Annotated in this window: 19 protein-coding genes and 1 pseudogene; 17 read left to right on the top strand and 3 right to left on the bottom strand. The window is 60.4% G+C overall.

What is annotated here, in order from left to right; genetic code table 11:
* The first annotated feature begins 77 nt into the window (after positions 1 to 77).
* The 16 genes and pseudogenes from KRR23_RS17430 to ureC all read left to right on the top strand — a co-directional run bounded on the left by KRR23_RS17430 (position 78) and on the right by ureC (position 17,329).
* On the top strand, positions 78 to 2,207 hold the full coding sequence (locus KRR23_RS17430; protein WP_216743501.1) for a TonB-dependent copper receptor: 2,130 nt from the start codon (positions 78 to 80) through the stop codon (positions 2,205 to 2,207).
* Positions 2,208 to 2,357: 150 nt separating this feature from the next.
* A complete protein-coding gene (locus KRR23_RS17435) occupies positions 2,358 to 3,740 on the top strand; it encodes a PepSY domain-containing protein (RefSeq protein WP_216743502.1) in 1,383 nt (460 codons plus the stop codon).
* A gap of 226 nt (positions 3,741 to 3,966) precedes the next feature.
* A pseudogene (locus KRR23_RS17440) lies at positions 3,967 to 4,749 on the top strand (ABC transporter ATP-binding protein); the annotation flags it as partial.
* 1 nt (position 4,750) lies between these two features.
* Entirely contained in the window at positions 4,751 to 5,710 is a 960-nt protein-coding gene (locus KRR23_RS17445) for an ABC transporter substrate-binding protein (RefSeq protein WP_216743503.1), read from the top strand.
* A complete protein-coding gene (locus tag KRR23_RS17450; protein ID WP_216743504.1) occupies positions 5,707 to 6,717 on the top strand; it encodes an iron ABC transporter permease in 1,011 nt (336 codons plus the stop codon). The genes KRR23_RS17445 and KRR23_RS17450 overlap by 4 nt, the downstream gene beginning before the upstream one ends.
* A 359-nt stretch (positions 6,718 to 7,076) precedes the next feature.
* Positions 7,077 to 8,342 (top strand): urea ABC transporter substrate-binding protein, encoded by a 1,266-nt coding sequence (urtA, locus tag KRR23_RS17455; protein WP_216743505.1) that lies wholly within the window; start codon positions 7,077 to 7,079, stop codon positions 8,340 to 8,342.
* A 220-nt stretch (positions 8,343 to 8,562) separates the two neighbouring features.
* Complete coding sequence (gene urtB / locus KRR23_RS17460; RefSeq protein ID WP_216743506.1) at positions 8,563 to 10,065, top strand: urea ABC transporter permease subunit UrtB; 1,503 nt, start codon at positions 8,563 to 8,565, stop codon at positions 10,063 to 10,065.
* Complete coding sequence (gene urtC / locus KRR23_RS17465) at positions 10,065 to 11,144, top strand: urea ABC transporter permease subunit UrtC (RefSeq protein WP_216743507.1); 1,080 nt, start codon at positions 10,065 to 10,067, stop codon at positions 11,142 to 11,144. Before urtB ends, urtC begins: the two co-directional genes overlap by 1 nt.
* A 38-nt stretch (positions 11,145 to 11,182) precedes the next feature.
* On the top strand, positions 11,183 to 12,025 hold the full coding sequence (gene urtD, locus KRR23_RS17470) for an urea ABC transporter ATP-binding protein UrtD (protein ID WP_216743508.1): 843 nt from the start codon (positions 11,183 to 11,185) through the stop codon (positions 12,023 to 12,025).
* 13 nt (positions 12,026 to 12,038) lie between these two features.
* On the top strand, positions 12,039 to 12,737 hold the full coding sequence (urtE, locus tag KRR23_RS17475; protein ID WP_216743509.1) for an urea ABC transporter ATP-binding subunit UrtE: 699 nt from the start codon (positions 12,039 to 12,041) through the stop codon (positions 12,735 to 12,737).
* 31 nt (positions 12,738 to 12,768) lie between these two features.
* Positions 12,769 to 13,620 (top strand): urease accessory protein UreD, encoded by an 852-nt coding sequence (locus KRR23_RS17480; RefSeq protein WP_216743510.1) that lies wholly within the window; start codon positions 12,769 to 12,771, stop codon positions 13,618 to 13,620.
* A gap of 241 nt (positions 13,621 to 13,861) precedes the next feature.
* Positions 13,862 to 14,164 carry an urease subunit gamma gene (gene ureA, locus KRR23_RS17485; protein WP_019693787.1) on the top strand — a complete coding sequence of 101 codons (303 nt, stop codon included), beginning with the start codon at positions 13,862 to 13,864 and terminating at the stop codon, positions 14,162 to 14,164.
* 9 nt (positions 14,165 to 14,173) lie between these two features.
* Positions 14,174 to 14,707, top strand: a complete 534-nt coding sequence (locus KRR23_RS17490; protein ID WP_216743511.1) for a GNAT family N-acetyltransferase — start codon at positions 14,174 to 14,176, stop codon at positions 14,705 to 14,707.
* 6 nt (positions 14,708 to 14,713) lie between these two features.
* Positions 14,714 to 15,247, top strand: coding sequence for a GNAT family N-acetyltransferase (locus tag KRR23_RS17495; protein WP_054595412.1), 534 nt, complete (start codon positions 14,714 to 14,716; stop codon positions 15,245 to 15,247).
* Positions 15,244 to 15,552, top strand: a complete 309-nt coding sequence (locus KRR23_RS17500) for an urease subunit beta (protein ID WP_216743512.1) — start codon at positions 15,244 to 15,246, stop codon at positions 15,550 to 15,552. Before KRR23_RS17495 ends, KRR23_RS17500 begins: the two co-directional genes overlap by 4 nt.
* Positions 15,553 to 15,628: 76 nt before the next feature.
* The gene (gene ureC / locus KRR23_RS17505) at positions 15,629 to 17,329 is read left to right on the top strand and encodes an urease subunit alpha (RefSeq protein WP_216743513.1); all 1,701 of its coding nucleotides are present in this window, start codon (positions 15,629 to 15,631) and stop codon (positions 17,327 to 17,329) included.
* 71 nt (positions 17,330 to 17,400) lie between these two features.
* Here the strand turns inward: ureC and KRR23_RS17510 are convergent, their stop codons facing one another.
* On the bottom strand, positions 17,401 to 22,689 hold the full coding sequence (locus KRR23_RS17510; protein WP_216743514.1) for a DUF6543 domain-containing protein: 5,289 nt from the start codon (positions 22,687 to 22,689) through the stop codon (positions 17,401 to 17,403).
* 251 nt (positions 22,690 to 22,940) lie between these two features.
* Here KRR23_RS17510 and KRR23_RS17515 point away from each other — a divergent pair, with 251 nt between their 5' ends.
* Complete coding sequence (locus tag KRR23_RS17515; protein WP_216743515.1) at positions 22,941 to 24,080, top strand: sensor histidine kinase KdpD; 1,140 nt, start codon at positions 22,941 to 22,943, stop codon at positions 24,078 to 24,080.
* A gap of 230 nt (positions 24,081 to 24,310) precedes the next feature.
* Here KRR23_RS17515 and KRR23_RS17520 read toward each other — a convergent pair whose 3' ends face one another.
* Entirely contained in the window at positions 24,311 to 24,616 is a 306-nt protein-coding gene (locus KRR23_RS17520) for a chaperone modulator CbpM (protein ID WP_216743516.1), read from the bottom strand.
* A gap of 23 nt (positions 24,617 to 24,639) precedes the next feature.
* Positions 24,640 to 25,590: a DnaJ C-terminal domain-containing protein gene (locus KRR23_RS17525; RefSeq protein WP_216743517.1), complete on the bottom strand. Its 951-nt coding sequence runs from the start codon at positions 25,588 to 25,590 to the stop codon at positions 24,640 to 24,642.
* Positions 25,591 to 25,750 lie beyond the last annotated feature (160 nt).

Genomic DNA, 25,750 nt, shown 5'->3' on the forward strand with positions numbered 1-25,750 from the left:
ACTCATACGGCCGACTGTAGAGAACGACAGCCGCAGGCTGCTGGCCGTGTTGTTGACGACTGATTGATGGAACCTTTATGTCCAGGTTTTCTGCTGACACACGCTTGAGCGCTGCTCAAGCATTTTTCGCCCTGAACGCGCCACGCGCCCGTTTCAAACAGGCCACTGCCATTCTGTGCGGCGCCCTGCTTTCCCCGTTGGCCAGCGCGGCCGAGCAACCGGTTGACCACAGCCAACACACCGAAGAACTGAGCCCAACGGTCATTACCGCGATCGCCCCAAGTTCGCCGCTGACCATCGTCACCAACCCCAAGGACCCGCGCCAACCGGTGCCGGCCAGCGATGGCGGCGATTACCTGAAGACCATCCCCGGCTTCGCGCTGGTTCGCAATGGCGGCACCAACGGCGATCCCGTGCTGCGCGGCATGTTCGGTTCAAGGCTGAACATTCTCACCAACGGCGGCATGATTCTCGGTGCCTGCCCAGGCCGCATGGACGCCCCGACCTCCTACATCTCACCGGAAACCTACGACAAGCTGACAGTGATCAAAGGCCCGCAAACCGTACTCTGGGGACCTGGCGCTTCTGCCGGCACCATCCTGTTCGACCGCGAGCCGGAAAGCTTCGGCGAGCTGGGCACCCGGGTGAACGCCAGCCTGCTGGCGGGCTCCAACGGACGTTTCGACAAACTCGTCGACGCCGCTGCCGGTGGCCCACAGGGTTACATCCGGGTGATCGGCAACACCGCTCACGCCGACGATTACCGCGACGGCAACAACGACACCGTGCCGTCGCGCTACGACAAATGGAACGGCGATGTCGCCCTGGGCTGGACGCCGGATGCCGACACGCTGCTGGAGTTGACTGCCGGCAAGGGCGACGGCGAAGCACGTTCGGCCGGCCGCGGCATGGACGGTTCGCAGTTCAAGCGCGAAAGCCTGGGCCTGCGTTTCGAGAAGTCGAACCTTGGCGAAGTACTGGATAAAGTCGAGGCGCAGGTCTACTACAACTACGCCGACCATGTGATGGACAACTACACGCTGCGCACGCCATCCGGTACCGGGATGATGGCCGGCCCGATGGCCTCCAACGTCGACCGCCGCACCCTCGGTGCACGGATCAAGGCCACCTGGCGCTGGGCCGATGTGCAGTTGATCAGCGGCATCGATGCGCAAACCAACGAACACCGTCAGCGCGCCGCCATGGGCATCGACACCTACAAGGACGTGCCGAGTAACAAAGATGCGGACTTCCATAACTACGGCGCTTTCAGTGAGCTGACCTGGTACGCCGCCGACCGTGATCGCCTGATCAGCGGGGCACGACTGGACCGTGCCTCGGCCAAGGATTTTCGCCAGGCCATCGGTTCCGGAATGATGAGCCGACCAAACCCGACCGCCGACAAGAGCCGTGCCGATACCTTGCCGAGCGGTTTCGTGCGCTATGAGCATGATCTGGCGGACAGCCCGACCACGCTCTACGCCGGTCTCGGCCACGCTGAACGGTTCCCGGATTACTGGGAGCTGTTCTCGCCAAAATCCGGCCCTGCCGGTTCGCTCAACGCCTTCGATTCGATCAAGCCCGAGAAAACCACCCAGCTCGACTTCGGCCTGCAATACAAAACCCAGGACCTCGAAGCCTGGGCCTCGGGTTATGTCGGCGAAGTACACGACTACATCCTGTTCGATTACACCCCCGGCATGATGGGCATGACCTCTCGGGCCGAAAACATCAACGCACGCATCATGGGCGGTGAACTCGGCGCAGCCTACAACCTCACCTCCCATTGGAAAGCCGATGCGACCCTGGCCTACGCCTGGGGCAAAGACACCACCCACGACACAGCACTACCGCAAATGCCGCCGCTGGATGCGCGTTTCGGCCTGACCTACAGCGAAGACAACTGGAGCGCCGGCGCCTTGTGGCGAGTGGTTGCGGCGCAAAACCGCATCGAGCAGAACAAGGGCAACGTGGTCGGCAAGGATTACGGCACGAGCCCGGGTTTCGGTGTGTTCTCGCTCAACGGCGCCTACCGGATCGACAAACACTGGAAGGTCAGTACCGGCGTCGACAACCTGTTTGGCAAGGCGTACGCCGAGCACTTGAACCTGGCCGGCAACGCCGGGTTTGGCTACCCGGCGAATGACCCGCAAGCGATCAACGAACCAGGGCGCACGTTCTGGACCAAGGTCGATATGAGCTTCTAAAACACATCGCAGGCAAGCCTTGCTCCTACAGATTTGTGTCGTTCATAACATTCGTGATCGACACATCCCCGTAGGAGCAAGGCTCGCCTGCGATCGGTTGCGCAGCGACCGCAAACAAACAACAAAGATCCACGCCAAGCGGAGCACCTGATGAACCAACCCAAACCGAATTTCTACAACCTGGCCTGGCGCTGGCATTTTTATGCCGGGCTGTTCGTTGCACCGTTCATGGTGATGCTGGCCTTGACCGGCATCGTTTACCTGTTCAAACCGCAACTCGACCCACTGATGTACGGCAGCCTGCTCAATGTGCCGGCCGGCCATCACACCGTCAGCGCCGACGAGTTGCTACGCCGTGTCAAAGAGGCTTATCCACAGGGCCAGATCAAGCAGTACCTGCCACCGCTCAATGCCGAACGCAGTGCGCAGTTTGTCGTTAAAAATGCCGGCAGCGAGCTCAACGTCTTCATCGATCCGTATCACGCCGATATCCTCGGCGAGCAGGACGCGAAGAAAAACCTGCAAGCCATCGCCCGGGCGATTCACGGCGAGTTGATGATCGGCACCGTCGGTGATCGGCTGGTCGAACTCGCGGCTGGCTGGGGCGTAGTGCTGGTGGTTTCCGGGGTATTCCTGTGGTGGCCACGCGGGCGAACCGGCGCGGGGATCGTCTGGCCGCGATTCAGCAGCCGCGGACGTGTGCTCTGGCGTGATCTGCATGCCGTGACCGGGTTCTGGGGCGCGGCGTTTCTGCTGGTGATGCTGCTCAGCGGCATGACCTGGACCGGTTTCTGGGGCAAGCAATACGCTGAAGTCTGGAACCGCTTCCCGGCAGCCATGTGGAATAACGTGCCGAAATCCGACCAGCAAGCCCGCAGCCTCAACACCGCAACGCGCCAGACCGTGCCCTGGGCCATGGAAAACACGCCGATGCCGATGTCCGGTGACCACGCCGAACACATGGCGCACAACGGCGGCAGCAGCGCCCCGGCGCCGCCGACCATCAGCCTGCAAGACGTGCAGGACATCGCCGTTCAACGCAAGGTCGAACCGGGTTACAGCATCACCTTTCCGACCACCGCCAGCGGCGTGTTCACCATCGCCGTGTTCGCCGACGACCCACGCAACGACGCCACCCTGCATGTCGACCAGTACAGCGGTGAAGTCCTCGCCGACGTGCGCTGGCAGCATTACGGCAACGTTGCCCGCGCCACGGAAATGGGCGTGATGCTGCATGAAGGCAAACTGTTCGGGCCGTTCAACCAGATCGTCGTGTTGCTGATCTGCCTGATGATCCTGCTCAGCGCCGTCAGCGGTGTAGTGATCTGGTGGAAGCGCCGCCCCCAGGGCAAGCTCGGTGTTCCGCCGTTGCGCCATGACCTGCCGACCTGGAAAACCGGGGTGGTGGTCATCCTCGCATTGGCGGTGATATTCCCGTTGGTGGGCGCTTCGCTGATCGCGGTGTGGCTGCTGGACCGAGTGCTGCTGTCGCGCTTGAACCGCCAGCCTGAATCGGCCTCATCTTCATCCTGAATACAGCGAGATGCGTGCAGCGACTGGCGCTGTAGAATGCCCGGCCAACGCACTGTTGCGGCTCTAGGGCTGTTGTGGCGAGGGAGCTTGCTCCCGCTGGGTCGCGTAGCGGCCCTTAAATCAAAATCGAAACCCTCCATTTGATCGTGAAACAGGCCATGGCGCCTGCTTCGCAGTCGAGCGGGAGCAAGCTCCCTCGCCACAGGGAACCATCGAAAGGAATTGCATGACCTCGCTGAACCTCACCCATCTCGCCTGGACACCGCTGGGCCATGGTCACTGTCATCACCAGTTCCAGCTGCGTGAGGCCAGCCTGCACGTGGCAGCCGGCGAGTTCGTCGGTTTGATCGGGCCCAACGGCAGCGGCAAGACCAGCCTGCTGCGCTGTGCCTACCGGTTCAGTAAACCCGAATCCGGTGAGGTGCACCTGGCTCATCACAACGTCTGGAAGCAGTCGTCGCGCTGGTGTGCGCAACGTATCGCCGTGGTGTTGCAGGAGTTCCCCGATGCCTTCGGCCTGACCGTCGAGGAAGTGGTCGCCATGGGCCGCACACCGCACAAAGGCCTGTTCGATGGCGATACGCTGGAAGACCGTCGGATCGCCGGGCAGGCACTGGAATCAGTGGGCCTCAAAGGCTTCGAAGATCACGCCTTTGCCACGCTGTCGGGCGGCGAAAAACAACGCGTCATTCTCGCCCGCGCCCTGACTCAGCAACCGCAATTGCTGATCCTCGATGAGCCGACCAACCACCTCGACCCACGCTATCAGCTGGAACTGCTGCAACTGGTCAAGCGCTTGCAGATCGGCACCCTGGCGAGCATCCACGACCTCAACCTGGCCGCTGCCTTCTGCGATCGGCTGTACGTGATCGACCACGGACGCATCGTCGCCAGCGGCACGCCAAAAGAAGTGCTGACCACCACGCTGCTGCGTGAGGTGTTCGGCGTCGAAGCGCTGATCGATGAACACCCGCTGTCCGGCTACCCCCGAATTACCTGGATAACCCAACATGACTTTGCGCACCCTGCTCCGCTCCAGCCTGTCCATCGCCCTGCTGCTGGGCAGCGCCCAGGCATTCGCCGAAGCGACCCGTTACCCGTTGACGATTCAGAGTTGCAACCGTGAAGTGACCTTCAAGGAGGCACCGAAACACGCCCTCAGTCATGACATCAACATGACCCAGATGATGCTCGCCCTCGGCCTCAAGCCCCGGATGGTCGGCTACAGCGGGATCAGTGGCTGGAAAGCCGTGACACCCGAGATGCAGAGCATTCTCGACGGCCTGCCGGAACTCGCGGCCAAGTACCCATCGGTGGAAACCCTGCTCAACGCCAACGTCGATTTCTTCTTCGCCGGCTGGGATTACGGCATGCGCATTGGCGGCGACCTGACCCCGCAAACCCTCGGGCCGCTGGGGATCAACGTCTATGAACTGAGCGAGTCCTGCGCCTTCGTGATGAAGCGCCCGGCGGCCAGCCTGGATGACACCTACAACGACCTGCGCAACCTTGGAAAGATCTTCGACGTGCAGGATCGCGCCAACCGGTTGATCAGCGACATGCAGGCGCAAGTGGCCGAAGCTCGCAAGGACCTGCCAACGGAAAAACCGCGCGTGTTCCTCTACGACAGCGGTGAAGACCGGGCGATGACCTCTGGTCGCCTGGGCATGCCGCAAGCGCTGATCGACGCCGCGGGCGGGCGCAATATTCTCGATGATGTCGACGCGAGCTGGACCCGGGTCAACTGGGAGAACGTGGTTGAGCGCAACCCGCAGGTGATCGTGATCGTCGACTACGGCGAAGTCAGTGCCGAGCAAAAGGAGCAGTTTTTGCTCAACAACAAGGCCCTGCAATCGGTGGATGCGATCAAGCACCAGCGCTTCATCGTCATTCCTTATGTGCAAGCCACACCGGGGATCGACAACGTACAGGCGGTTGCAACCCTGGCCAAGGGTTTCCACGGCGAATGATCAATCGTCGCTATGCCTTGTTGCTGGTTGCCCTTGGCGCGCTGTTGCTGGTGTCTTGTGTGGTGTCGCTGGGCTTTGGAGCAGCAAGGGTGCCGGTGGACGTGGTCTGGCGGATTCTGCTGCATCAGGCATTCGGGATTGGCGAGGTGAACTGGAGCGCCGGGCAAGAGCATATCGTCTGGCTGATTCGCGTACCGCGCATGCTGCTCGGGGCGTTGGTGGGCGCGGGGCTGGCGCTGATCGGCGCGGTGCTGCAGGCGGTCACGCGCAATCCGCTGGCCGACCCGCATTTGCTCGGCGTAACGTCCGGCGCGACCCTTGGTGCGGTGATCGTGGTGCTGCATGTGGGCGAGATCGTCGGCCTGCTGACCTTACCGATCGCCGCGTTTATCGGTGCGTTGCTGAGCATGCTGGTCGTGCTGATAATCGCCAACCGCAACGGTCGGCTGGACAGTGATCGACTGCTGCTGTGCGGGGTGGCCGTGTCATTCGTGATGATGGCGATCGCCAACCTGCTGCTGTTTCTCGGCGATCACCGCGCCAGTTCTGCGGTGATGTTCTGGATGCTCGGCGGCCTCGGGCTGGCGCGCTGGGAATTGCTGGCAGTGCCGACGGCCAGCGTTCTGCTCGGGCTGGTTTTACTGCTGGGCATGGCCCGGCCGCTGAATGCCTTGATGGCTGGCGAGCAAACCGCGGTCACACTCGGCCTGAATGCTCGCACCGTGCGTTTGCGGGTGTTTTTGATAGCGTCGCTGATGACTGGGGTACTGGTGTCGATCAGCGGTTCGATCGGTTTTGTCGGGCTGATGGTGCCGCACATTGCCCGGCGTCTGGTCGGGGCGGAACACCGCAGATTGCTGCCGGTGTGCGTGTTGCTCGGCAGTGTGTTTCTGGTGTGGGTCGATGTCGCGGCACGGACTCTGATCGCCCCGGAGGACTTGCCGATTGGCATCGCTACGGCGGCGATTGGCGGACTGTTCTTCATCGGCCTGATGCGCCGCCGCTAAGGTCGGCGCGATCAATTGTGGCGAGGGAGCTTGCTCCCGCTGGGCTGCAAAGCGGCCCTAAAACCTGCGACCGCACTCCATCAGATACAACGCATGCGCTGGGTTTGCGACTGCTTCGCAGCCGAGCGGGAGCAAGCTCCCTCGCCACAGGGTCGGCGCTCGGTTCTTGCTCCAAGGTGGCGCATGGCGACGCACCAGCACATCGAGCCTGTCACCTCATGGTGCATCACCAAACCGCGCAACCGCTCTAACACGACATTTCCCTGCCTTTCTCCGACCAGGCACAGCCCTTGCTAAAGACCCTTCAGTAGTTCGCATCTGCCAACCAAGAAAACTCATAAGTTCATGGAGATCGCACAATGAAGCGTCGCAGTTTGATCAAGGCTTTCACACTCTCGGCAAGCATTGCCGCGATGGGTATGAGCTGGACTGTCCAGGCCGCCGAGACCATCAAGGTCGGGATTCTGCATTCGTTGTCCGGGACCATGGCGATCTCCGAAACCTCGCTCAAAGACATGGCGCTGATGACCATCGACGAAATCAATGCCAAGGGCGGGGTCAACGGCAAGATGCTCGAACCGGTGGTGGTCGACCCGGCATCGAACTGGCCGCTGTTCGCGGAAAAGGGCCGGCAGTTGCTGACCCAGGACAAGGTCGCGGTAGTGTTCGGCTGCTGGACTTCGGTGTCGCGTAAATCGGTATTGCCGGTGTTCGAAGAGCTCAACGGCTTGCTGTTCTACCCAGTGCAGTACGAAGGCGAAGAGATGTCGCCGAATGTCTTTTACACCGGCGCCGCGCCGAACCAGCAGGCGATCCCTGCGGTGGAATACCTGATGAGCGAAGAAGGCGGCAGCGCCAAGCGCTACTTCCTGCTCGGCACCGACTACGTCTACCCGCGCACCACCAACAAGATCCTGCGCTCGTTCCTGCACTCCAAAGGCGTGGCCGACAAGGACATCGAAGAGGTCTACACGCCGTTCGGTCACAGCGACTATCAAACCATCGTCGCCAACATCAAAAAATTCTCGGCGGGCGGCAAGACGGCGGTCATTTCCACGGTCAACGGCGACTCCAACGTACCGTTCTATAAAGAACTGGCCAACCAGGGCCTGAAAGCCACCGATGTTCCGGTCGTGGCCTTCTCGGTGGGCGAAGAAGAACTGCGCGGCATCGACACCAAACCGCTGGTAGGCAACCTCGCGGCGTGGAACTACTTCGAATCGGTGGAAAACCCGGTGAACCAGAAGTTCGTCGCCGACTGGAAAGCCTATGCCAAGAAACACAACCTGCCGGGCGCCGACAAAGCGGTGACCAACGACCCGATGGAAGCCACCTACGTCGGCATCCACATGTGGGCGCAGGCCGCAGAAAAAGCCAAGTCCACCGATGTCGACAAGGTCCGCGAAGCGTTGGCCGGCCAGACCTTCGCCGCGCCGTCGGGCTACGCCCTGACCATGGACAAAACCAACCACCACCTGCACAAACCGGTGATGATCGGCGAGATCCAGGCCAACGGTCAGTTCAACGTGGTCTGGCAGACCGAAGGCCCGATCCGCGCCCAGCCGTGGAGCCCGTTCATACCGGGTAACGACAAGAAGCCGGAGTATGCGGTGAAGAGCAACTGAGGCGGATCTGGAATTTCGGGTGGGTTTGAGATCCACCCCTCACCCCAGCCCTCTCCCCAAGGGGGAGAGGGGGAAAGGGAGCCGATCTCCATGCTTTTCAAAGCCCGAGTTCGCTCCCTACTTGCAGGTCGCAGTTGCTCGGCCAACCACCTCGGTCAGCCCCCTCGCCCCTCTGGGGAGAGGGTTGGGGTGAGGGGTCGATTGAACAGGAACACCGCTAATGCCCACTGCCCTTTACCGCTTCATCCTCGCCATCGCACTGCTGTTGCCGATGGCCGCCCATGCCGGGGACGCCGAAGACTTCGTCGCGGCCAATCCCGTACAGCAAGCCAAGCTGTTGGAAAGCTGGGCCGCGCAACCCGACCCGGCCCGCATCGAACTGATCAATGCCCTGCAACAAGGCCAATTGACCGTCGACGGTGAAGCCAAGACCCTGCGCCTGAACAATCGCTTGCGGGGCTTGATCGACACTGCACTGGCCAGTCATCAACTGCTCGCCGCTGACGTCAAAGTGCGTTTGAGTGCCGCGCTGCAACTGCAAAAAAGCGCCAAACCGGCGCAACTGAAATTCCTCGACCAGCAACTGGCTGGCGAAAAAGACCCAAGCGTTCACGCCGCCCTGAGCCTGGCGTTGGCCAATCTGCAACTGGTAGACGCCGATCCGGCCGTGCGCCTCGCCGCAGTGCGCCTTCTGGGGGAAACCGGCGATCCGCTGGCCCGTACCCGTCTCGAAGGTTTGCTCCAACCCGGCGTCGAAGCCGACACCACGGTGCACACAGCTGCCGAAACCAGCCTGGCGCAAGTCAAACGCAAACTGCTGATCGGTGAGCTCCTCGGCCAGGCCTTCAGTGGCATGTCGCTGGGCTCGATCCTGCTGCTGGCGGCCCTCGGTCTGGCGATCACTTTCGGCCTGCTGGGGGTGATCAACATGGCCCACGGCGAGATGCTGATGCTCGGGGCTTACTCCACTTACGTGGTGCAGTTGCTGTTCCAGCGCTTCGCCCCGCAAGCCATCGAGTTCTATCCGCTGATCGCTTTGCCGGTGGCGTTTTTTGTCACCGCCGGCGTCGGTATGGCGCTGGAGCGCACGGTGATTCGCCACCTCTATGGCCGACCGCTGGAAACCCTGCTCGCCACCTGGGGCATCAGCCTGATGTTGATTCAACTGGTGCGTTTGTTGTTCGGTGCGCAGAACGTCGAAGTGGCGAACCCGGCCTGGCTTTCGGGCGGGATTCAGGTACTGCCTAATCTGGTGTTGCCGTACAACCGCATCGTGATCATCGCGTTCGCACTGTGTGTGGTGGTGCTGACGTGGCTGCTGCTGAACAAGACCCGCCTCGGTCTGAACGTGCGCGCAGTCACCCAGAACCGCAACATGGCCGCCTGCTGCGGCGTACCTACCGGGCGCGTCGACATGCTCGCCTTCGGCCTCGGTTCGGGCATCGCCGGGCTTGGCGGCGTGGCCTTGAGTCAGGTCGGCAACGTCGGCCCGGACCTCGGTCAGAGCTACATCATCGACTCGTTCCTGGTGGTGGTGCTCGGCGGTGTTGGTCAGCTGGCCGGCAGCGTGCTCGCCGCCTTCGGCCTGGGGATCGCCAACAAGATTCTTGAACCACAAATCGGCGCCGTACTCGGCAAGATCCTGATCCTCGCGCTGATCATTCTGTTCATTCAGAAACGCCCGCAAGGACTCTTTGCACTCAAAGGACGGGTGATCGACTGATGAACCAGCCCCTGATGCTCACGGCCACACAAAAGGCCGGCCCCAAAGTCACGATAGTGCTGGGCGCGGTAATTCTCGCGCTGCTGCTGGCGCTGCCGCTTCTCTCGCTGTTGTCACCGGACAGTGCGCTACACATTTCTGCCTACACCCTGACGCTGGTGGGCAAGATTCTTTGCTACGCCATCGTCGCCCTGGCCCTGGACCTCGTCTGGGGTTACGCCGGTTTGCTGTCCCTGGGTCATGGCCTGTTCTTCGCCCTTGGTGGTTACGCCATGGGCATGTACCTGATGCGCCAGGCTTCGGGCGATGGCCTGCCGGCGTTCATGACCTTCCTCTCGTGGACCGAACTGCCGTGGTACTGGACCGGCACCAGCAGCTTTATCTGGGCCATGTGCCTGGTGGTGCTGGCGCCGGGTTTGCTGGCGCTGGTGTTCGGCTTCTTCGCCTTCCGTTCGCGGATCAAGGGCGTGTACTTCTCGATCATGACCCAGGCCCTGACTTTCGCCGGGATGCTGCTGTTTTTTCGCAACGAGACCGGGTTTGGCGGCAACAACGGCTTCACCAATTTCCGCACGATTCTCGGCTTCGGCATCACCGAACCGGGCACGCGCGCGGTGCTGTTCGTCGCCACGGTGCTGCTGTTGGTGGCCAGTCTGTTCATCGGCTGGCGCCTGGCACAAAGCAAGTTCGGCCGGGTACTGACCGCCCTGCGTGATGCGGAAAACCGCCTGATGTTCTGCGGCTACGACCCACGCGGTTTCAAGCTGTTTGTCTGGGTTTTGAGCGCGGTGCTATGCGGCCTCGCCGGTGCGCTCTACGTGCCGCAAGTGGGGATCATCAACCCCAGCGAAATGTCGCCGACCAACTCCATCGAAGCCGCCGTGTGGGTCGCGCTCGGCGGGCGCGGTACGTTGATCGGGCCGCTGCTCGGCGCGGGTGTGGTCAATGGCATGAAGAGCTGGTTCACCGTGGCCTTTCCCGAATACTGGCTGTTCTTCCTCGGCGCGCTGTTCATCATCGTGACCCTGTACCTGCCCAAAGGTGTGATCGGCTTGCTGAAGAAAAGGGGCGAACAATGAGGCTTATAGAAATGAGAGCAGCTCCAACAGCCGAGTTCATGCTCGAACCAGTCTTTTTTCCACCGGAGCCCAACAAGGACGCCGGTAGCAGCCGCGACGCCATCGGTCTCGGGCAACGTGTCGAAAAAGGCCTGAACACCCTCCACGGCACCATCCTCACCCTTGAGGACATCAGCGTCAGCTTCGATGGTTTCAAGGCACTGAACGATTTGAACCTGTACATCGGTGTCGGCGAACTGCGCTGCATCATCGGCCCCAACGGCGCCGGCAAAACCACGCTGATGGATGTGATCACCGGCAAGACCCGGCCCAGTCACGGCAAGGCCTGGTTCGGTGAAACCCTGGACCTGACACGGATGAGTGAAGTGCAGATCGCCCAGGCCGGGATTGGCCGCAAGTTCCAGAAGCCAACCGTGTTCGAAGCCTTGAGCGTGTTTGAAAACCTCGAACTGGCGCAGAAAACCGACAAGTCGGTGTGGGCCAGCCTGCGGGCTCGCCTGAGTGGCGAACAGAAAGATCGCATCTGTGAGGTGCTGGAGACCATTCGCCTGACCACCTCGGTCAATCGCCCGGCCGGTCTGCTGTCGCACGGGCAGAAGCAGTTTCTGGAAATCGGCATGTTGCTGATGCAGGACCCACAACTGCTGCTGCTCGATGAACCGGTGGCGGGCATGACCGACGCCGAAACCGAGTTCACCGCCGAGCTGTTCAAAAGCCTGGCCGGCAAGCATTCATTGATGGTGGTGGAGCACGATATGGGCTTTGTCGGCTCGATTGCCGACCACGTCACCGTATTGCATCAGGGCAGCGTGCTGGCTGAAGGGTCACTTGCACAGGTGCAGGACAACGAGCGGGTGATCGAGGTTTATCTCGGTCGCTGAGAGGGAATTGAACATGCTGCAAGTCGACAAGCTGCACCAGTATTACGGCGGTAGCCACATCCTGCGGGGCCTGAGCTTTGAGGTGAAGGTCGGTGAAGTCACCTGCCTGCTCGGGCGCAACGGAGTCGGCAAGACTACCCTGCTCAAATGCCTGATGGGTCTGTTGCCAGCCAAGGAAGGCGCGGTGAATTGGGAAGGTAAACCGATCACCTCGTTCAAGCCGCATCAACGGGTTCATGCCGGCATCGCTTACGTGCCGCAAGGCCGGGAGATTTTCGGGCGGCTGACCGTGGAAGAAAACCTGCTGATGGGCCTGTCGCGCTTCCCGGGCTCCGAGGCCAGGGAAGTCCCGGCGTTCATCTACGAGCTGTTCCCGGTGTTACTGCAAATGAAGCAGCGTCGCGGTGGCGACTTGTCGGGCGGCCAGCAACAACAATTGGCCATCGGTCGCGCGCTGGTCAGTCGGCCACGCTTGCTGATCCTCGACGAGCCTACCGAAGGCATTCAGCCGTCGGTGATCAAGGAAATTGGCGCGGTGATCAAAAAGCTCGCCGCACGAGGTGACATGGCGATCCTGCTGGTCGAGCAGTTCTACGACTTCGCCGCCGAGCTGGCCGATCAGTATCTGGTAATGTCCCGGGGCGAGATCGTCCAGCAAGGCCGCGGAGAAAATATGGAAGCCGAGGGTGTGCGCGGGTTGGTTACGATCTAGTCTGTAACGTCCTGACGATAAATAAAGACATATGACTGTCCTTGCTCCCACTTCAATCACTGCAACACCGTTCACGCCCAGTTGGCACGCCGAGCTGGAGCTCGGTTACGCCCGCTTCGGCGACAGCACGCGTCCGGTCCAGCGCCGCCACAAGGGTCCGCTGCGCGTACAAAAACACCTGTACGCCGAAGGCCCCGAGGTGTGCCAGCACATCATCGTTCACCCGCCCGGCGGCATTGCCGGTGGTGATCGGCTGGACATTACGGCCTGCGTCGGTGCCGATGCCTGGGCGCAGCTGACCAGCCCTGGCGCTGCCAAGTGGTATCGCGCCGCCGGGCCGGCCTACCAGCAACTCGACTTGAACGTCGCGGCCGGTGCCACGCTGGAGTGGCTGCCGCAAGAAACCATCGTGTTCAGCGCCGCCCAGGCTGAACTCCGCACTTCTATTGAACTGCAAGGTGACGCACGGCTGTTCTTTTGGGACGTCGTGGCGCTGGGTCGCCCGGCCAGCGGCGAACGCTTCGAGCGCGGGCACTTTCAGTCACAGCTGGATATCCGCCGCGACGGCCAGTTGCTCTGGCACGAACGCCAGCGCATTGTCGGGGATGACGGCTTGCTTGATTCGCCGATAGGGCTGGATGGCCAGCCGGTGTTTGCGACGTTGCTGGTGACGGGTGAAATCGATAGCGATTTACTGGAGAAATGCCGCTCGTTGCCCAATGAGGTGCGCGGGGATCTGACGCAGTTGCCGGGGCTGTTAATCGCCCGTTGCCTGGCCAGTGAAGCGCTGTTGGCGCGAGGCTGGTTGATTGATTTGTGGAAATTGCTCAGACCGGCCCTGCTCGGCCGCGAAGCAGTCCCACCAAGAATATGGAGTACTTGAGGGCCACCCCTCACCCCCCGCCCTCCCGGAACGCCGTATCGCCCCAGGGGGGAGAGGGAGCTTGTCCGATGCGATTTGCAAATATGTTCCAGGCACAAAAATGCAACTGACTGACCCGGCCACAGCAAACAACCGAGATCAGTCCCCTCTCCCCTCTGGGGAGAGGGCTAGGGTGAGGGGTGGATTTAATTGACACCCCTCACCCGCAAAAAACCCACAAAACTGCCCTGACGGATTCCAAATGGACCTGACCCCACGCGAAAAAGACAAGCTGCTGATCTTCACCGCCGGCCTGGTCGCCGAGCGGCGTTTGGCCCGTGGCGTGAAACTCAATTACCCGGAAGCGATGGCCTACATCTCCGCGGCGCTGCTCGAAGGCGCGCGTGACGGCCAGACGGTCGCCGAACTGATGCACTACGGCACCACCCTGCTGAACCGCGAGCAAGTGATGGAAGGCATCCCGGAAATGATCCCGGAGATCCAGGTCGAGGCGACCTTTCCCGACGGCACCAAACTGGTCACCGTCCACCAACCCATCGTCTGAGGCTGCGCCATGACTTATCACATTCGTGATGCCGTATACGCCGACCTGCCGGCGATCCGCGACATCTACAACGACGCTGTCCTCAATACGACCGCGATCTGGAACGAACAGGCCGTCGACCTCGCTAACCGCCAGGCCTGGTTCAACACCCGGCAATCCCAGGGCTACCCTGTTCTGGTGATTGTCGACGCCGACAACAGCGTGCTCGGCTATGCCTCATTCGGTGACTGGCGGCCGTTCGACGGTTTCCGCCACACCGTCGAACATTCGGTGTACGTGCGCAGCGATCAGCGCGGCAATGGCCTCGGCCCACAGCTGATGGACGTGCTGATGGAACGCGCCAGGGGCTGCAACAAGCACGTGATGGTCGCCGCCATCGAAAGCGCTAACGCCGCCTCGATTCGCCTGCACGAACGGACCGGATTCACCACCACCGGGCACATGCCGCAAGTCGGTACCAAGTTCGGCCGTTGGCTCGACCTGACCTTCATGCAGCTGATCCTCAATCCGGGCGCGGAGCCGCCCGTCGCCAACAAGGAGTGATATGTCATGAACACTGCCCAACTGCGACGCGTGAACACCGAAAGCTTTGCGCACTACCGTCAGGGCTTGATCGATTTGCTGTTTGACGCCGTGCAGCACGGCGCCTCGATCGGCTTCATGGCCGACCTTGATGATGCCCAGGCCCGCGCCTACATCAACAGTGTCCAGGCCGGGCTCGAGGACGGCAGTCTGTTGCTGTGGGTAGTGGTTCACGATGAAAAGGTCCTGGCCAGCGTGCAACTGGCCCTGTGCCAGAAAGCCAACGGCCGCAATCGCGCCGAAGTGCAAAAGCTCCAGGTGCGCCATGACACGCGGCGACGCGGCCTGGCTCAACAACTGATGAATGCTGTGGAGCTTGCCGCGCGCCAGCACAAACGTGGCCTGCTGTACCTCGACACCGAAGCGGGGTCGGCGGCCGAAGCGTTCTATCAATCCCTGGGCTACACCCGTGTCGGTGAGCTGCCGAACTACTGCCAAAGCCCGGACGGTCGTTACACCCCGACCGCCATCTACTACAAGACCCTGGGACAACCCGAATGATTCCTGGCGAATATCAGATCAAGCAAGGCGACATCGAGCTCAACGCCGGCCGTCGCACCCTGAACCTGACCGTGGCCAACAGCGGCGACCGGCCGATTCAGGTCGGTTCGCACTACCACTTTTTCGAAACCAACGACGCCCTGACGTTCGACCGCGCCGCCAGCCGTGGCATGCGCCTGAACATCCCGGCCGGCACCGCCGTGCGCTTCGAACCGGGGCAGAGCCGCGAGGTCGAGCTGGTGGACCTGGCCGGGCATCGCCGGGTGTTCGGGTTCGCCGGCAGGATCATGGGCGACCTCGACTAACTGAACGGCGGACGCAGAGCGTCCATGGCGGCATTCCCACGCAGAGCATGGGAACGATCAATCTGAAGGCACACGCATGAAAATCTCAAGACAAGCCTACGCCGACATGTTCGGCCCCACCGTCGGTGACAAGGTCCGCCTGGCCGACACCGAGCTATGGATCGAAGTCGAAAAAGACTTCACCACCTACGGTGAAGAAGTGAAGTTCGGCGGCGGCAAAGTGATCCGCGATGGCCAGGGTCAGAGCCAGTTACTGGCGGCGGAAGTGGTCGACACGCTGATCACCAACGCGCTGATCATCGACCATTGGGGCATCGTCAAAGCCGACGTCGGCCTCAAGGATGGGCGCATTGCGGCCATCGGCAAAGCCGGTAACCCGGACGTCCAGCCGAATGTAACCATCGCGGTCGGCGCCAGCACCGAAGTGATCGCCGGCGAGGGGATGATCCTCACGGCGGGCGGTGTCGACACGCACATCCACTTCATCTGCCCGCAGCAGATCGAAGAAGCATTGATGAGCGGCGTCACCACCATGATCGGCGGCGGCACGGGACCGGCGACGGGCACCAACGCCACCACCTGCACCTCCGGCCCATGGCATTTGGCGCGGATGCTTCAAGCGGTGGATGCGTTCCCGATGAACATCGGCCTCACCGGCAAGGGCAACGCCAGCCTGCCAGAGCCGCTGATCGAACAGGTCAAGGCCGGTGCTATCGGCCTCAAGCTGCACGAGGATTGGGGCACTACGCCGGCGAGCATCGACAACTGTCTGAACGTCGCCGACCAGTTCGACGTACAGGTGGCGATCCACACCGACACCCTGAACGAATCGGGCTTTGTCGAAACCACCCTCGCCGCTTTCAAGGGTCGGACCATCCACACCTACCACACCGAAGGCGCCGGAGGCGGCCACGCGCCCGACATCATCAAGGCCTGCGGTTTCGCCAACGTGCTGCCGAGCTCGACCAACCCGACCCGGCCGTTCACCCGCAACACCATCGACGAACACCTCGACATGCTGATGGTCTGCCACCACCTGGACCCGAGCATTGCCGAAGACGTGGCCTTCGCCGAAAGCCGCATTCGCCGCGAAACCATCGCCGCTGAAGACATCCTCCACGACCTCGGCGCGTTCTCGATGATCAGCTCCGACAGTCAGGCCATGGGCCGCGTCGGTGAAGTCATCACCCGCACCTGGCAAACCGCCGACAAGATGAAAAAGCAGCGTGGCCCGCTGGCAGGTGATGGCGAGGGTAACGATAACTTCCGTGTCAAACGCTACATCGCCAAGTACACCATCAACCCGGCCATCACTCACGGCATCAGCCATGAAGTGGGCTCGATCGAAGTCGGTAAATGGGCCGACCTGGTGCTCTGGCGCCCGGCGTTTTTCGGCGTAAAACCGACGCTGATCCTCAAGGGCGGTGCCATCGCGGCCAGCCTGATGGGCGATGCCAACGCCTCGATCCCGACGCCGCAACCGGTGCATTACCGCCCGATGTTCGCCAGTTATGGTGGTTCGCTGCATGCCACCAGCCTGACGTTCATCAGCCAGGCGGCGCAGGATGCGGGCCTTCCCGAAGCGCTGGGGCTGAAAAAGAAAATCGTCGTGGTCAAAGGTTGCCGCGAGGTGCAGAAAACCGACCTGATCCACAACGACTATCTGCCTAATATCGATGTCGATCCGCAGACCTATCAGGTCAAGGCCGACGGCGTGCTGCTGTGGTGTGAACCCGCGGATGTATTGCCGATGGCGCAGCGGTATTTCCTGTTTTGAGATTCATACACGCATAAAAAACCGGCACGAAGGTCGTCAGTCTTCGTGCCGGGATGACAGCCTGTGCGTGATCAGCTGGATGGTTCGACCGTAAAGGGGATTTCAACCCGTTGCAGCTTTGCCCGATCCATTGCCTGCTGAGTCAATATCTTGAGCAACGCCTTCATCTCGGCGTCTATCAAACTCAGCTCGGCGGCATACTCCTCTTCCGTCATGATCCGCCCCGGAGCAAACTCGCTTTCCTGTTTGCCCAACTCTGCGGCGAGCACCCGAATGTCCTCCTTCAGCCGGGCTTTTTCCTCAAGTGACAGGGTGGGTTCAGTCGTCCTTCTCTCCAGCGCCGTGTAGAACTCTGTGGTCGCATCGATTCGGCGCCTGAAGGCTTTGAAAGCACTCCGATTGGAGCCCTGGACATAAGACTCCCAGAACGGCTGCTCGATGATCGAATCGCAGAGTAGATCCCCCTCCTCCAGACTGAGCACACGCCGATAGGCACTTTCGATCATCTGGGGAGTGACACCGGAGTGCGTTCGAAACTGCATGTCACGTGACTGCCAGGGTAGATCCAGTCGACCGGCCAGGTCCGTCATGTAGGCCAGATGGGTCTCGACCTCATCAATGGACCCCGTGTACTGGCCAGTTTCCGGATCGAAAACCCTGAATGTCTCACCGCTCTGCAGTTGCTCGGCGATGACCTTGTGGGCAATCCTGCTCAGTTCATCCAGACGCGATTTACCTCTGGCCAACAGCACCAGCTCGGCCTCTACCAGACTCGGGTTGGCGAGCCCATAGGCTTCATGAATCAGCACTTCAACACCCATCGCATTGAACAGCTGCGCGCCGGCATCGACGCAATTGGTGGTCTCTTTCGCCAGGACAAAAAGATTCTTGCGCAGTTCGCTGTCTTTGGACATGGCCTCCAGCATTCGCCAGAGCTTGCTCGTCATGTCCACTCTGAATGCCGGATCGTTTTTGAAGTGGACGGACTCGGTGAGCTTCCTGATCTGGTTGAAAAACGGCACCGAGTCGAACTCGTCTTCGACGCTATTCCAGATGGACTGCCGAGCGACCCATTCAGGTCGCGTCATGCCCTCTTCCCAGTCAAGACTGTCGCGCACGCCGCGAGGCGGATAGGGACGATCAGGGTCCAGACCGACGGATCGGATGTACTGCCTGAGCGTCTGGAGATCGAATTCCGGCAACCACTGCGGCTCACGGTTCAAGAGCGTGCGAGCCATCAGCTCTGCCTGGACGGAGCCTGGCGCAACCAGAGGAATGTAGGTGATTACGTTGCGCTGCATATCCAGGTAAAAATGCCGGAACCGGGGCTGGGAGAACAGACCGTCGGGCCAGGTGCGAATGCCGGTATCAGCCAGGTACAACGAATGTAAATTGCGCATTTGGCCAATGTCGGGAACGCGCCCCAACGGGTTTCCCTGCAAGTCCAGGGTCTGAAGCCGGGTAAGGTTTCTAAGGTCGGCCACCGATTGCCCATCCAGCACGATTCGATTCCCACGCAGGGTCAACTCCGTCAGCCCTCGCATTCGACCGATGACGTGAGGAAACCGTGTAAGTGAGTTGTTATCGAGGCTCAACGACCGAAGCCGCGGGAAGTGATCGAGAAAAGAAACCTGTGCATCGATCAACTCGGTTCGCTTCAAGTTGAGTCGGGTGACATGGTTGAAGTTGCCTTCCAGGGCCGGCATGGTCCCCAGATGACGCCCCAGCGGAACATGTTCAAGGTCGAGTACCACGCCATGCAGATTCCCGAATGAATCCACATCCCGCTGGCCGATTCGCTGCCAGGATTCCCTGATCGCTTTGTACAACGCGTTTCTGGACTGCCATTCGGCGATGCCGGCAGCGCTGAACCCGAAGGCCTCGGTAGGCGACTTCAACCAGCGTTGAAAATTGGCGTTTAGCCGATTGAATTCTGCTTCGAGCGCGCTCGCCTGCTCTTCCACGCTACTTTCGCTGCCGCCGCCCTCCAGATAGACCTGGGCCTCAGCCTCTGTCCAGCCGGGGCGAATGCTGCGGACCCGTTCTTGCGGTGTCAGTCTTGCGGGTATCTGGCGGACACCTTGAGTGATGCCCTGCATGCCACCACGCAGTTTCATCGTGGCGGGGTCATAGGCCGGCTTGCGGATTGGGTTATCTGCCAGAAGAGAGCTGAGGGTGTCCCGTGGCAACGGCGCTTTTTGAATCGCATGTCTCAACTGCGTACCTTGATTGATCTCATACCCCAGCGCGTTTCTTTCGACATCAGGCAAGGCATGCAGCACGGATGCATAAAGGTTATCGGGCCCATGCAGGTGATTATCTTCGTCATCGCGTGCCTGGTATTGGCCGTCCTCGCTGACCAGGATTTTGCGCACGGAGGCATCTGCCGGACCGACACTGTCACGCAACGGCCCATCGAATGAAGCATCACGGATTTCGATCCGAACGTTCTCGGACCAGTTCGGCAAAATCTGCAATGAATGCAGCGCCAGCCGTTCAGTATCCACATTGTCCACGGAGTCGAGGAAAAGGCCTTCGTAGGCGCGTGCTACACGCAACTCCAGCAAGGCCACGAGCACACGCTCTCTGAGTTGCAAGGGTATGCGCGATGGCTCCGTTATTTTGCGTAGGCCTTCGGCATCGACACTGGCCAGCAACTCCCGGGCAACTGAGGTGGGTAGCCCGCTAAAAGCGTCTTGAAGCACCAGCACTTGAGGATTGTTTGTATGCTGCTGCCGACGGTTTAGCGTATCGAACAGACCTGCGCGACGCGTGTCTGCGTGCATGGCAAGCCTGCTTTTCAAGGCTTCAATACGGATTTGTTTATCCGTGGAGATCCGCTGCCCGAGCAGTCCGCGGATGTCTGTCTCGTCAACGAACTTCACGGCGAGCTCTGGAAGCTTCCCTGCGCGGATCTCTGCGTGGGTTATCTTCAGTGTGTTGGCCGGTGACGCGTCGATGTTGCCATACTTGATCGAACGCCCCCGATGTTCGGGCCCTTCAAATACCTCGATAGTTTTTTGTGCTGGCCATCCCCGCAACTCCGTCAGCAAACGTGGCACCTGCTCGACAAAAGCTTGCGGAACCTCATCGGCCAAAATCTGCTCGGGCAACTTCTGCACATCAACCCACGCATTGAAGCGCTCGATCGCGTCGGTCATCAGCGCTGGTGGCGGTTCGCTGATTATGTGCAGCCTTCGCAGGAGGTCTTCCTCCACACCACTGGCAATACGAATCTGCTCAAGCGTGGCATCGGAGAAACCCTCGACCGCCGGGCCCATGCGACGCATGAGTGTGGTTTTGTCCCACTCAATGGGGTGGTCCAGCTCGGTTTTCCAGGCACCGGCACCGTTGTGCGCAAGTTTCGGCTGATAAGCCTCCGGCCGATTCGGGTGCCGCAGGTGTGGCTGGCCAGTGTGTGGATCCTCACTGACGACGAAATACCTGTTCTCGTGCTTCAGGATGTCTTTTTCGCTGTGTCGATACAGGCCTTGCTCGCTCGGCTTTGCCTCTTTTGGCAAGATCATGTCATGCGCGTAGGGCGTCAGGTCCGCATTCCAGAGGCGGGTCTTGCCGTCAGGGAGCTCAACCTGTTTCAACTGGTCGATAAAGGACGATGGTTTGACAGGCGCAGGCGCACCGCCCGGCAACACATGCCCGGCAGCCATGATTGCCAACTGGGCGAAATTGATCATGACGCCAGTGAGATGGGCAGCGGCTTCTTCCTTGTCCCCTTTGCTCCACTCTTCAATCCCTTCCATGGTTTCGAACAGCATCTGCCCGACCATGACGGCCAGCACCGCCTCCCCAAGACCCGGGACCAACAGGGCACCAAAGCTGAACACGTTCCAGCCGATGTCCAGGTAGCTGGTCAGCCGACTCCAGCGGGTGGCCCTGTCTTCATCGTCGGTCGGCACGGCGATCTGTCGCGCATCCGCAATCGCTTTGTCCCCCCGCCACCGACCAAGCTGCGGCCAGAGCTCGCCTGAAATGACGTTGGTAATGGGCTCCGCGTCGGGGTTCTCGACCGCGGTCTCTCGCCACCACGGGCCCATGTCCAACGGTTCGCGCTGCCTCCATGTAAAGGTAGTGAACCGCTCCCGGACCCGACTGAAGAATCTGCCCTGGTCTTTTTGCGCCACAAATCGACTGAAAAACTGTTGATAGTCCGAGGTGCGCAGCTGGCTCGTCAGCTCTTTCATGAAGTCGGTGAACGAGGCATATTCCTTGAGCGGATGATCGGGGTCGCCGGGAACATAAGCGATCAGCGTGCCGTCCAGACGACTTTGCTCATGAATATCCTCACGGCGAAACATTTCTTCGGCCATACCGCTGGGACCGTTGGCAAAAAACGCCTTGAGCAACTTGAATTGCTCAAACTCCTGTCCCGCTAGAAGCATCAGCCGATCCGACCACTCCATCATCGTTCGCTGATGTTCTGGAACCAGACTGTCAAAGGTCGTTTTGATTGTCGACGGATCAGCCACTGCACTGAACAGCACGATACCGGTCAGCTTGAACCCCATGAGTGACAGTCGATGACTGTGCAAGGGGCGATTGCCCAGCTGTATGTTTTGCTGGTCATCGCGCACCTGCTGCAACTTTCCATACACATCGAAAGTTATGTCCTTCTTCAAATAGGCAATGAGCGCCGACTCGTTGAAAGCGGCTCTTTCACTGGCAATGGACTGTCGCTCAAGTATCGCCCTGGCCTTGGCATCTACAGGCCTCAGCAACGCCGTGACGTGTTGTTGATACTGCGCTCCGATGTCCAGGGTCCGACACAGGGCTGCAAACTTCTCGACGGTCAGTTCATGACGCAGGGGAGCGCCTTCGGCGTCCGTAGTAAAGACGCCAGAACCATCGCGAAACGCCCCCGCATGGGTTTCAGGCTCTTCAAAGTTATGCAGGGCGGCTTCCAGCAGTGTGGAGTGTCTGAGTCGACTGGCATTCGTATCGATGGTACCAAACCCCAGTTTGGCGGGAACATAAAGCCGCAGTGACGTCGCCTTGACATCCAGTTCCAGGTTCAACTGCTGTTTCAGCGCCTCGACCAGCAACGGCTCGGCAAATTCATTGATGTCCTTTTGTAATTCACCCAGTGTCTTGTCCAGCGTGTCCTGCAAGCGCCAGCGTTCATTAATGAGTTCGTTCAGGTATTGGCGATCGATACGACGTGCGTTGATGTACCACTCGGGCACCGCTGGTTTCAGATCAGTCATCGATGCAAGCGTCGAAATCGATGCATCTTTCAATAGCGTTGCAAGGCTGCCCGCTAAATATTCCTGATGAATAACGGCATTATTGTCAACGGCCACCGAAGACATTGCCGAGATCGACTTTTTCGGTAATTCATTCATTTTCGCAACTGTCCCTGTGCGCTCATAAGAACGACCAGCTTATTCAATACCGCAGATAACAAAAGATTAAATAACTGCTGTAAAACCAGCATAAACGCCCAATAACATTCAACTTCAGAACCTGAACAATAATTAAATACCACCCTGACAACCACCGTGGCTGATCCTGCTCGTCAACGGTAGTTTTGAGCCGGTCTTAAAGGCGCTAAAATGCGAGACCGTCAAGCGCTTACTGCGTGGAGCCTTCGACCATGCGTCTATCCGAATTCATCGTGACTCACGTCGAGCGTATCGTCGACGAATGGGAGCTGTTCGCCCGAACCATAGCCCCCGACCCTGACTCCATGGACCGGACGCTCCTGCGCGACCACGCCACATTGATCCTGCTGGCCGCTTCCCGCGACATGAAGACCGCCCAAACCGGCCTTGAACAAGCGGCCAAGGCCAGGGGCGAAGGCCCGGAAAAAACACCAAGTCTGGACAAGGCCGCGGCCAGCCATGGCGAGCTTCGGCATAACGTGGGGTTTGATCTGGTGCAGATGACCTCGGAGTTCCGGCATTTGCGGGCCAGCGTGATTCGCCTGTGGGTCAACAGCCTGGAGTCGCCGGACGTGGCGTACATGCAGGACATGATCCGTTTCAACGAAGCCATCGACGAAGCCCTGGCCGAGTCCACCGCAGCGTACGCCGAGCAGGTCAATCGTTCACGGGACATCTTCCTGGCCATTCTGGGCCATGATCTGCGCACCCCCTTGCAGGCAGTGAACATGTCCACCGAGATGTTGCTACGCAAGGCCAAACTGGATACCGACGCCCAGACCTATGTGACAAGCATCAAGAGCAGTGCCCGGCACATGGCGGCGATGGTCAGCGACTTGCTGGAGCTGGTACGTAGCCGGCTGGGCAGCAGCCTGCCGATCGAACCGGCACCGATGGACCTGGCCGCCGCCGCAAAAGCTGCGCTGGACGAAGCCGGCGCCGGACAGCCGGACTGCAACTCACAACTGATCGTCGAAGGCGACACCCATGGCATCTGGGACCGCACGCGCCTCGGCCAACTGCTGCAAAACCTTGTCGGTAATGCCTTGCAGCACGGTGCCAATCGACACCCTGTGACGCTGAGAATCATAGGAGAAAAAGATCAGGTGACGCTGACCATGCACAACCATGGCGAGCCGATTCCCGCCGAGGCACTGCCGACGATATTCGACCCGTTGGTGCGCAGCGCCAGCGAAGAACTCGCCGGCCCGTCCACCAGCCTTGGGCTCGGTTTGTTCATCGTCAAACAAGTGGTGGATGCCCACCAGGGCACGATCGAAGTCAGTTCCAGCGAGGCCGAGGGCACGACGTTCAGCGTGGTGTTGCCGAGGGTGTCGCGGGTGGTTTTGTAGTGGTGGACGTGGGTGAAGACCACGACTGTGGCAAGGGAGCTTGCTCCCGCTCGGCCGCGAAGCGGTCGTAATCCAGCAATCGCTTTCCATCTGAATACTCGCGGCGGCCGATATTAGGGTCGCTACGCCCGAACGCGGACCGACCCGCGGGAGCAAGCTCCCTCGCCACAGAAGCCCCCTCGCCACAGGTTCGGTGTTCGTCCCTTAACCAAGGCTGCTACGAGATGGGGCTACTCGACGACTAACCGCCCCAACCGCTGCCTGAGCATGCGATTCTCGGCGCGTAGTTGCTGCACTTCTTCCAGCAGGTCGAGCGCCAGGGCGACGCCTTCCCATTCCAGTTCCAGGTCGCGGCGCAACTTGGCGGCGCGCTTGGCGACCGCCAGTTCATAGTCGTTGAAGCGCCAATCCTTGGGCTGCGCGCCCTGAGGTTCGAGGATGCCGTGTTCGACGATTTCGATCACGTAGACGTCCGACAAATCGGTCGCCTCACAGAACTCTGCCATGTCCAGTTGAACGATCAGGGGGTTGCTCATGATTGGCTACTCCTTTTCTTGACTCAAAAATGCTCCCGCGGATTAAAAGCGGCTTTCTTCGCCAGCTCCTGCCACAACGCTTTGACGTCATCGTCGATATGTTTGGGCATTACCGCCTTGAGCTGCACGAACAGGTAACCGCGCTGCCCGGCCTTGTTCAGCAGGCCGTGGCCTTTGGCGCGCATGCGCTGGCCGTTCTGGCTGCCGGCTGGAACTTTCAGGTTGATCTTGCCGGTCAGGGTCGGCACCGCGACCTCTGCACCCAGCGCCAGCTCCCACGGGGCCAGCGGCAAGGTGATGATCAGGTTTTCACCTTCAACGTCGAATTTCGGGTGCGGCGCAAAACGAATGGTCAGGTACAGGTCGCCATTGGCGCCGCCACCGACACCCGGTGCGCCCTGGCCCTTGAGCCGAATGCGCTCACCATCGGTCACACCGGCCGGGATTTTCACGTTCAGGCTTTTGCTGGTGTTGCTGACATGCTGGCCAGCCGCGTTGTACTGCGGTACCTGGAAGCTGACCTTCTTCGATTCGTTCGAGAGGCTTTCTTCCAGAAAAACCGGTAATTCCATTTCCACGTCTTGCCCTCGACGACCGGCACTGCGACCAGACTGTCCACCCCCGAAACCCGGGCCACGGTTACCAAAAATCGAACTGAAGAAGTCCGAAAAATCGCCACTGTCCTGACCACCGCCAAAACCACCCGCACCACCGCGCCCCTGCCAACCCGGCGGACCCTGGAACGGTTGTCCGTGCTGGCCGTATTTGCGCAAGTCGTCGTATTCGGCGCGCTTGTCGGCGCTTTTCAGCGCTTCATAGGCCTCCGAGGCGTCCTTGAACTTGGCCTCGGCGTCTTTTTCCTTGCTGACGTCGGGGTGGTATTTGCGCGCCAGCTTGCGATAGGCGGCCTTGATCGCCTTATCGTCAGCAGTCGGCTCCACACCGAGAATCTTGTAATAGTCTTTGAAGTCCATCGAGGGAATCACCATCCGTTATCGATATCGCGCCACCTGCACAGCCTGCGCCGATTGGCGGTCGCGGGCTTGACCGATCTCAAGGTTGGGAGCGGGCAGCGCATCAGAAGTTTATCGGCAGCCGGGGCGGATCACTTGATCGCAGAGTGGCTGCCAGGCT

The organism is Pseudomonas sp. CVAP#3 (genome assembly GCF_018986375.1).
In the GTDB taxonomy this organism is placed as follows: domain Bacteria; phylum Pseudomonadota; class Gammaproteobacteria; order Pseudomonadales; family Pseudomonadaceae; genus Aquipseudomonas; species Aquipseudomonas helvetica.

Coding starts and splice junctions, on each gene's coding strand:
- KRR23_RS17435 (WP_216743502.1), top strand. CDS start 2,358: ATGAACCAACCCAAACCGAATTTCTACAACCTGGCCTGGCGCTGGCAT.
- KRR23_RS17490 (WP_216743511.1), top strand. CDS start 14,174: ATGACTTATCACATTCGTGATGCCGTATACGCCGACCTGCCGGCGATC.
- ureC (WP_216743513.1), top strand. CDS start 15,629: ATGAAAATCTCAAGACAAGCCTACGCCGACATGTTCGGCCCCACCGTC.
- KRR23_RS17525 (WP_216743517.1), bottom strand. CDS start 25,590: ATGGACTTCAAAGACTATTACAAGATTCTCGGTGTGGAGCCGACTGCT.
- KRR23_RS17480 (WP_216743510.1), top strand. CDS start 12,769: ATGACTGTCCTTGCTCCCACTTCAATCACTGCAACACCGTTCACGCCC.
- urtC (WP_216743507.1), top strand. CDS start 10,065: ATGAACCAGCCCCTGATGCTCACGGCCACACAAAAGGCCGGCCCCAAA.
- urtE (WP_216743509.1), top strand. CDS start 12,039: ATGCTGCAAGTCGACAAGCTGCACCAGTATTACGGCGGTAGCCACATC.
- KRR23_RS17510 (WP_216743514.1), bottom strand. CDS start 22,689: ATGAATGAATTACCGAAAAAGTCGATCTCGGCAATGTCTTCGGTGGCC.
- KRR23_RS17450 (WP_216743504.1), top strand. CDS start 5,707: ATGATCAATCGTCGCTATGCCTTGTTGCTGGTTGCCCTTGGCGCGCTG.
- urtD (WP_216743508.1), top strand. CDS start 11,183: ATGCTCGAACCAGTCTTTTTTCCACCGGAGCCCAACAAGGACGCCGGT.
- ureA (WP_019693787.1), top strand. CDS start 13,862: ATGGACCTGACCCCACGCGAAAAAGACAAGCTGCTGATCTTCACCGCC.
- urtB (WP_216743506.1), top strand. CDS start 8,563: ATGCCCACTGCCCTTTACCGCTTCATCCTCGCCATCGCACTGCTGTTG.
- KRR23_RS17520 (WP_216743516.1), bottom strand. CDS start 24,616: ATGAGCAACCCCCTGATCGTTCAACTGGACATGGCAGAGTTCTGTGAG.
- KRR23_RS17445 (WP_216743503.1), top strand. CDS start 4,751: ATGACTTTGCGCACCCTGCTCCGCTCCAGCCTGTCCATCGCCCTGCTG.
- KRR23_RS17515 (WP_216743515.1), top strand. CDS start 22,941: ATGCGTCTATCCGAATTCATCGTGACTCACGTCGAGCGTATCGTCGAC.
- urtA (WP_216743505.1), top strand. CDS start 7,077: ATGAAGCGTCGCAGTTTGATCAAGGCTTTCACACTCTCGGCAAGCATT.
- KRR23_RS17500 (WP_216743512.1), top strand. CDS start 15,244: ATGATTCCTGGCGAATATCAGATCAAGCAAGGCGACATCGAGCTCAAC.
- KRR23_RS17430 (WP_216743501.1), top strand. CDS start 78: ATGTCCAGGTTTTCTGCTGACACACGCTTGAGCGCTGCTCAAGCATTT.
- KRR23_RS17495 (WP_054595412.1), top strand. CDS start 14,714: ATGAACACTGCCCAACTGCGACGCGTGAACACCGAAAGCTTTGCGCAC.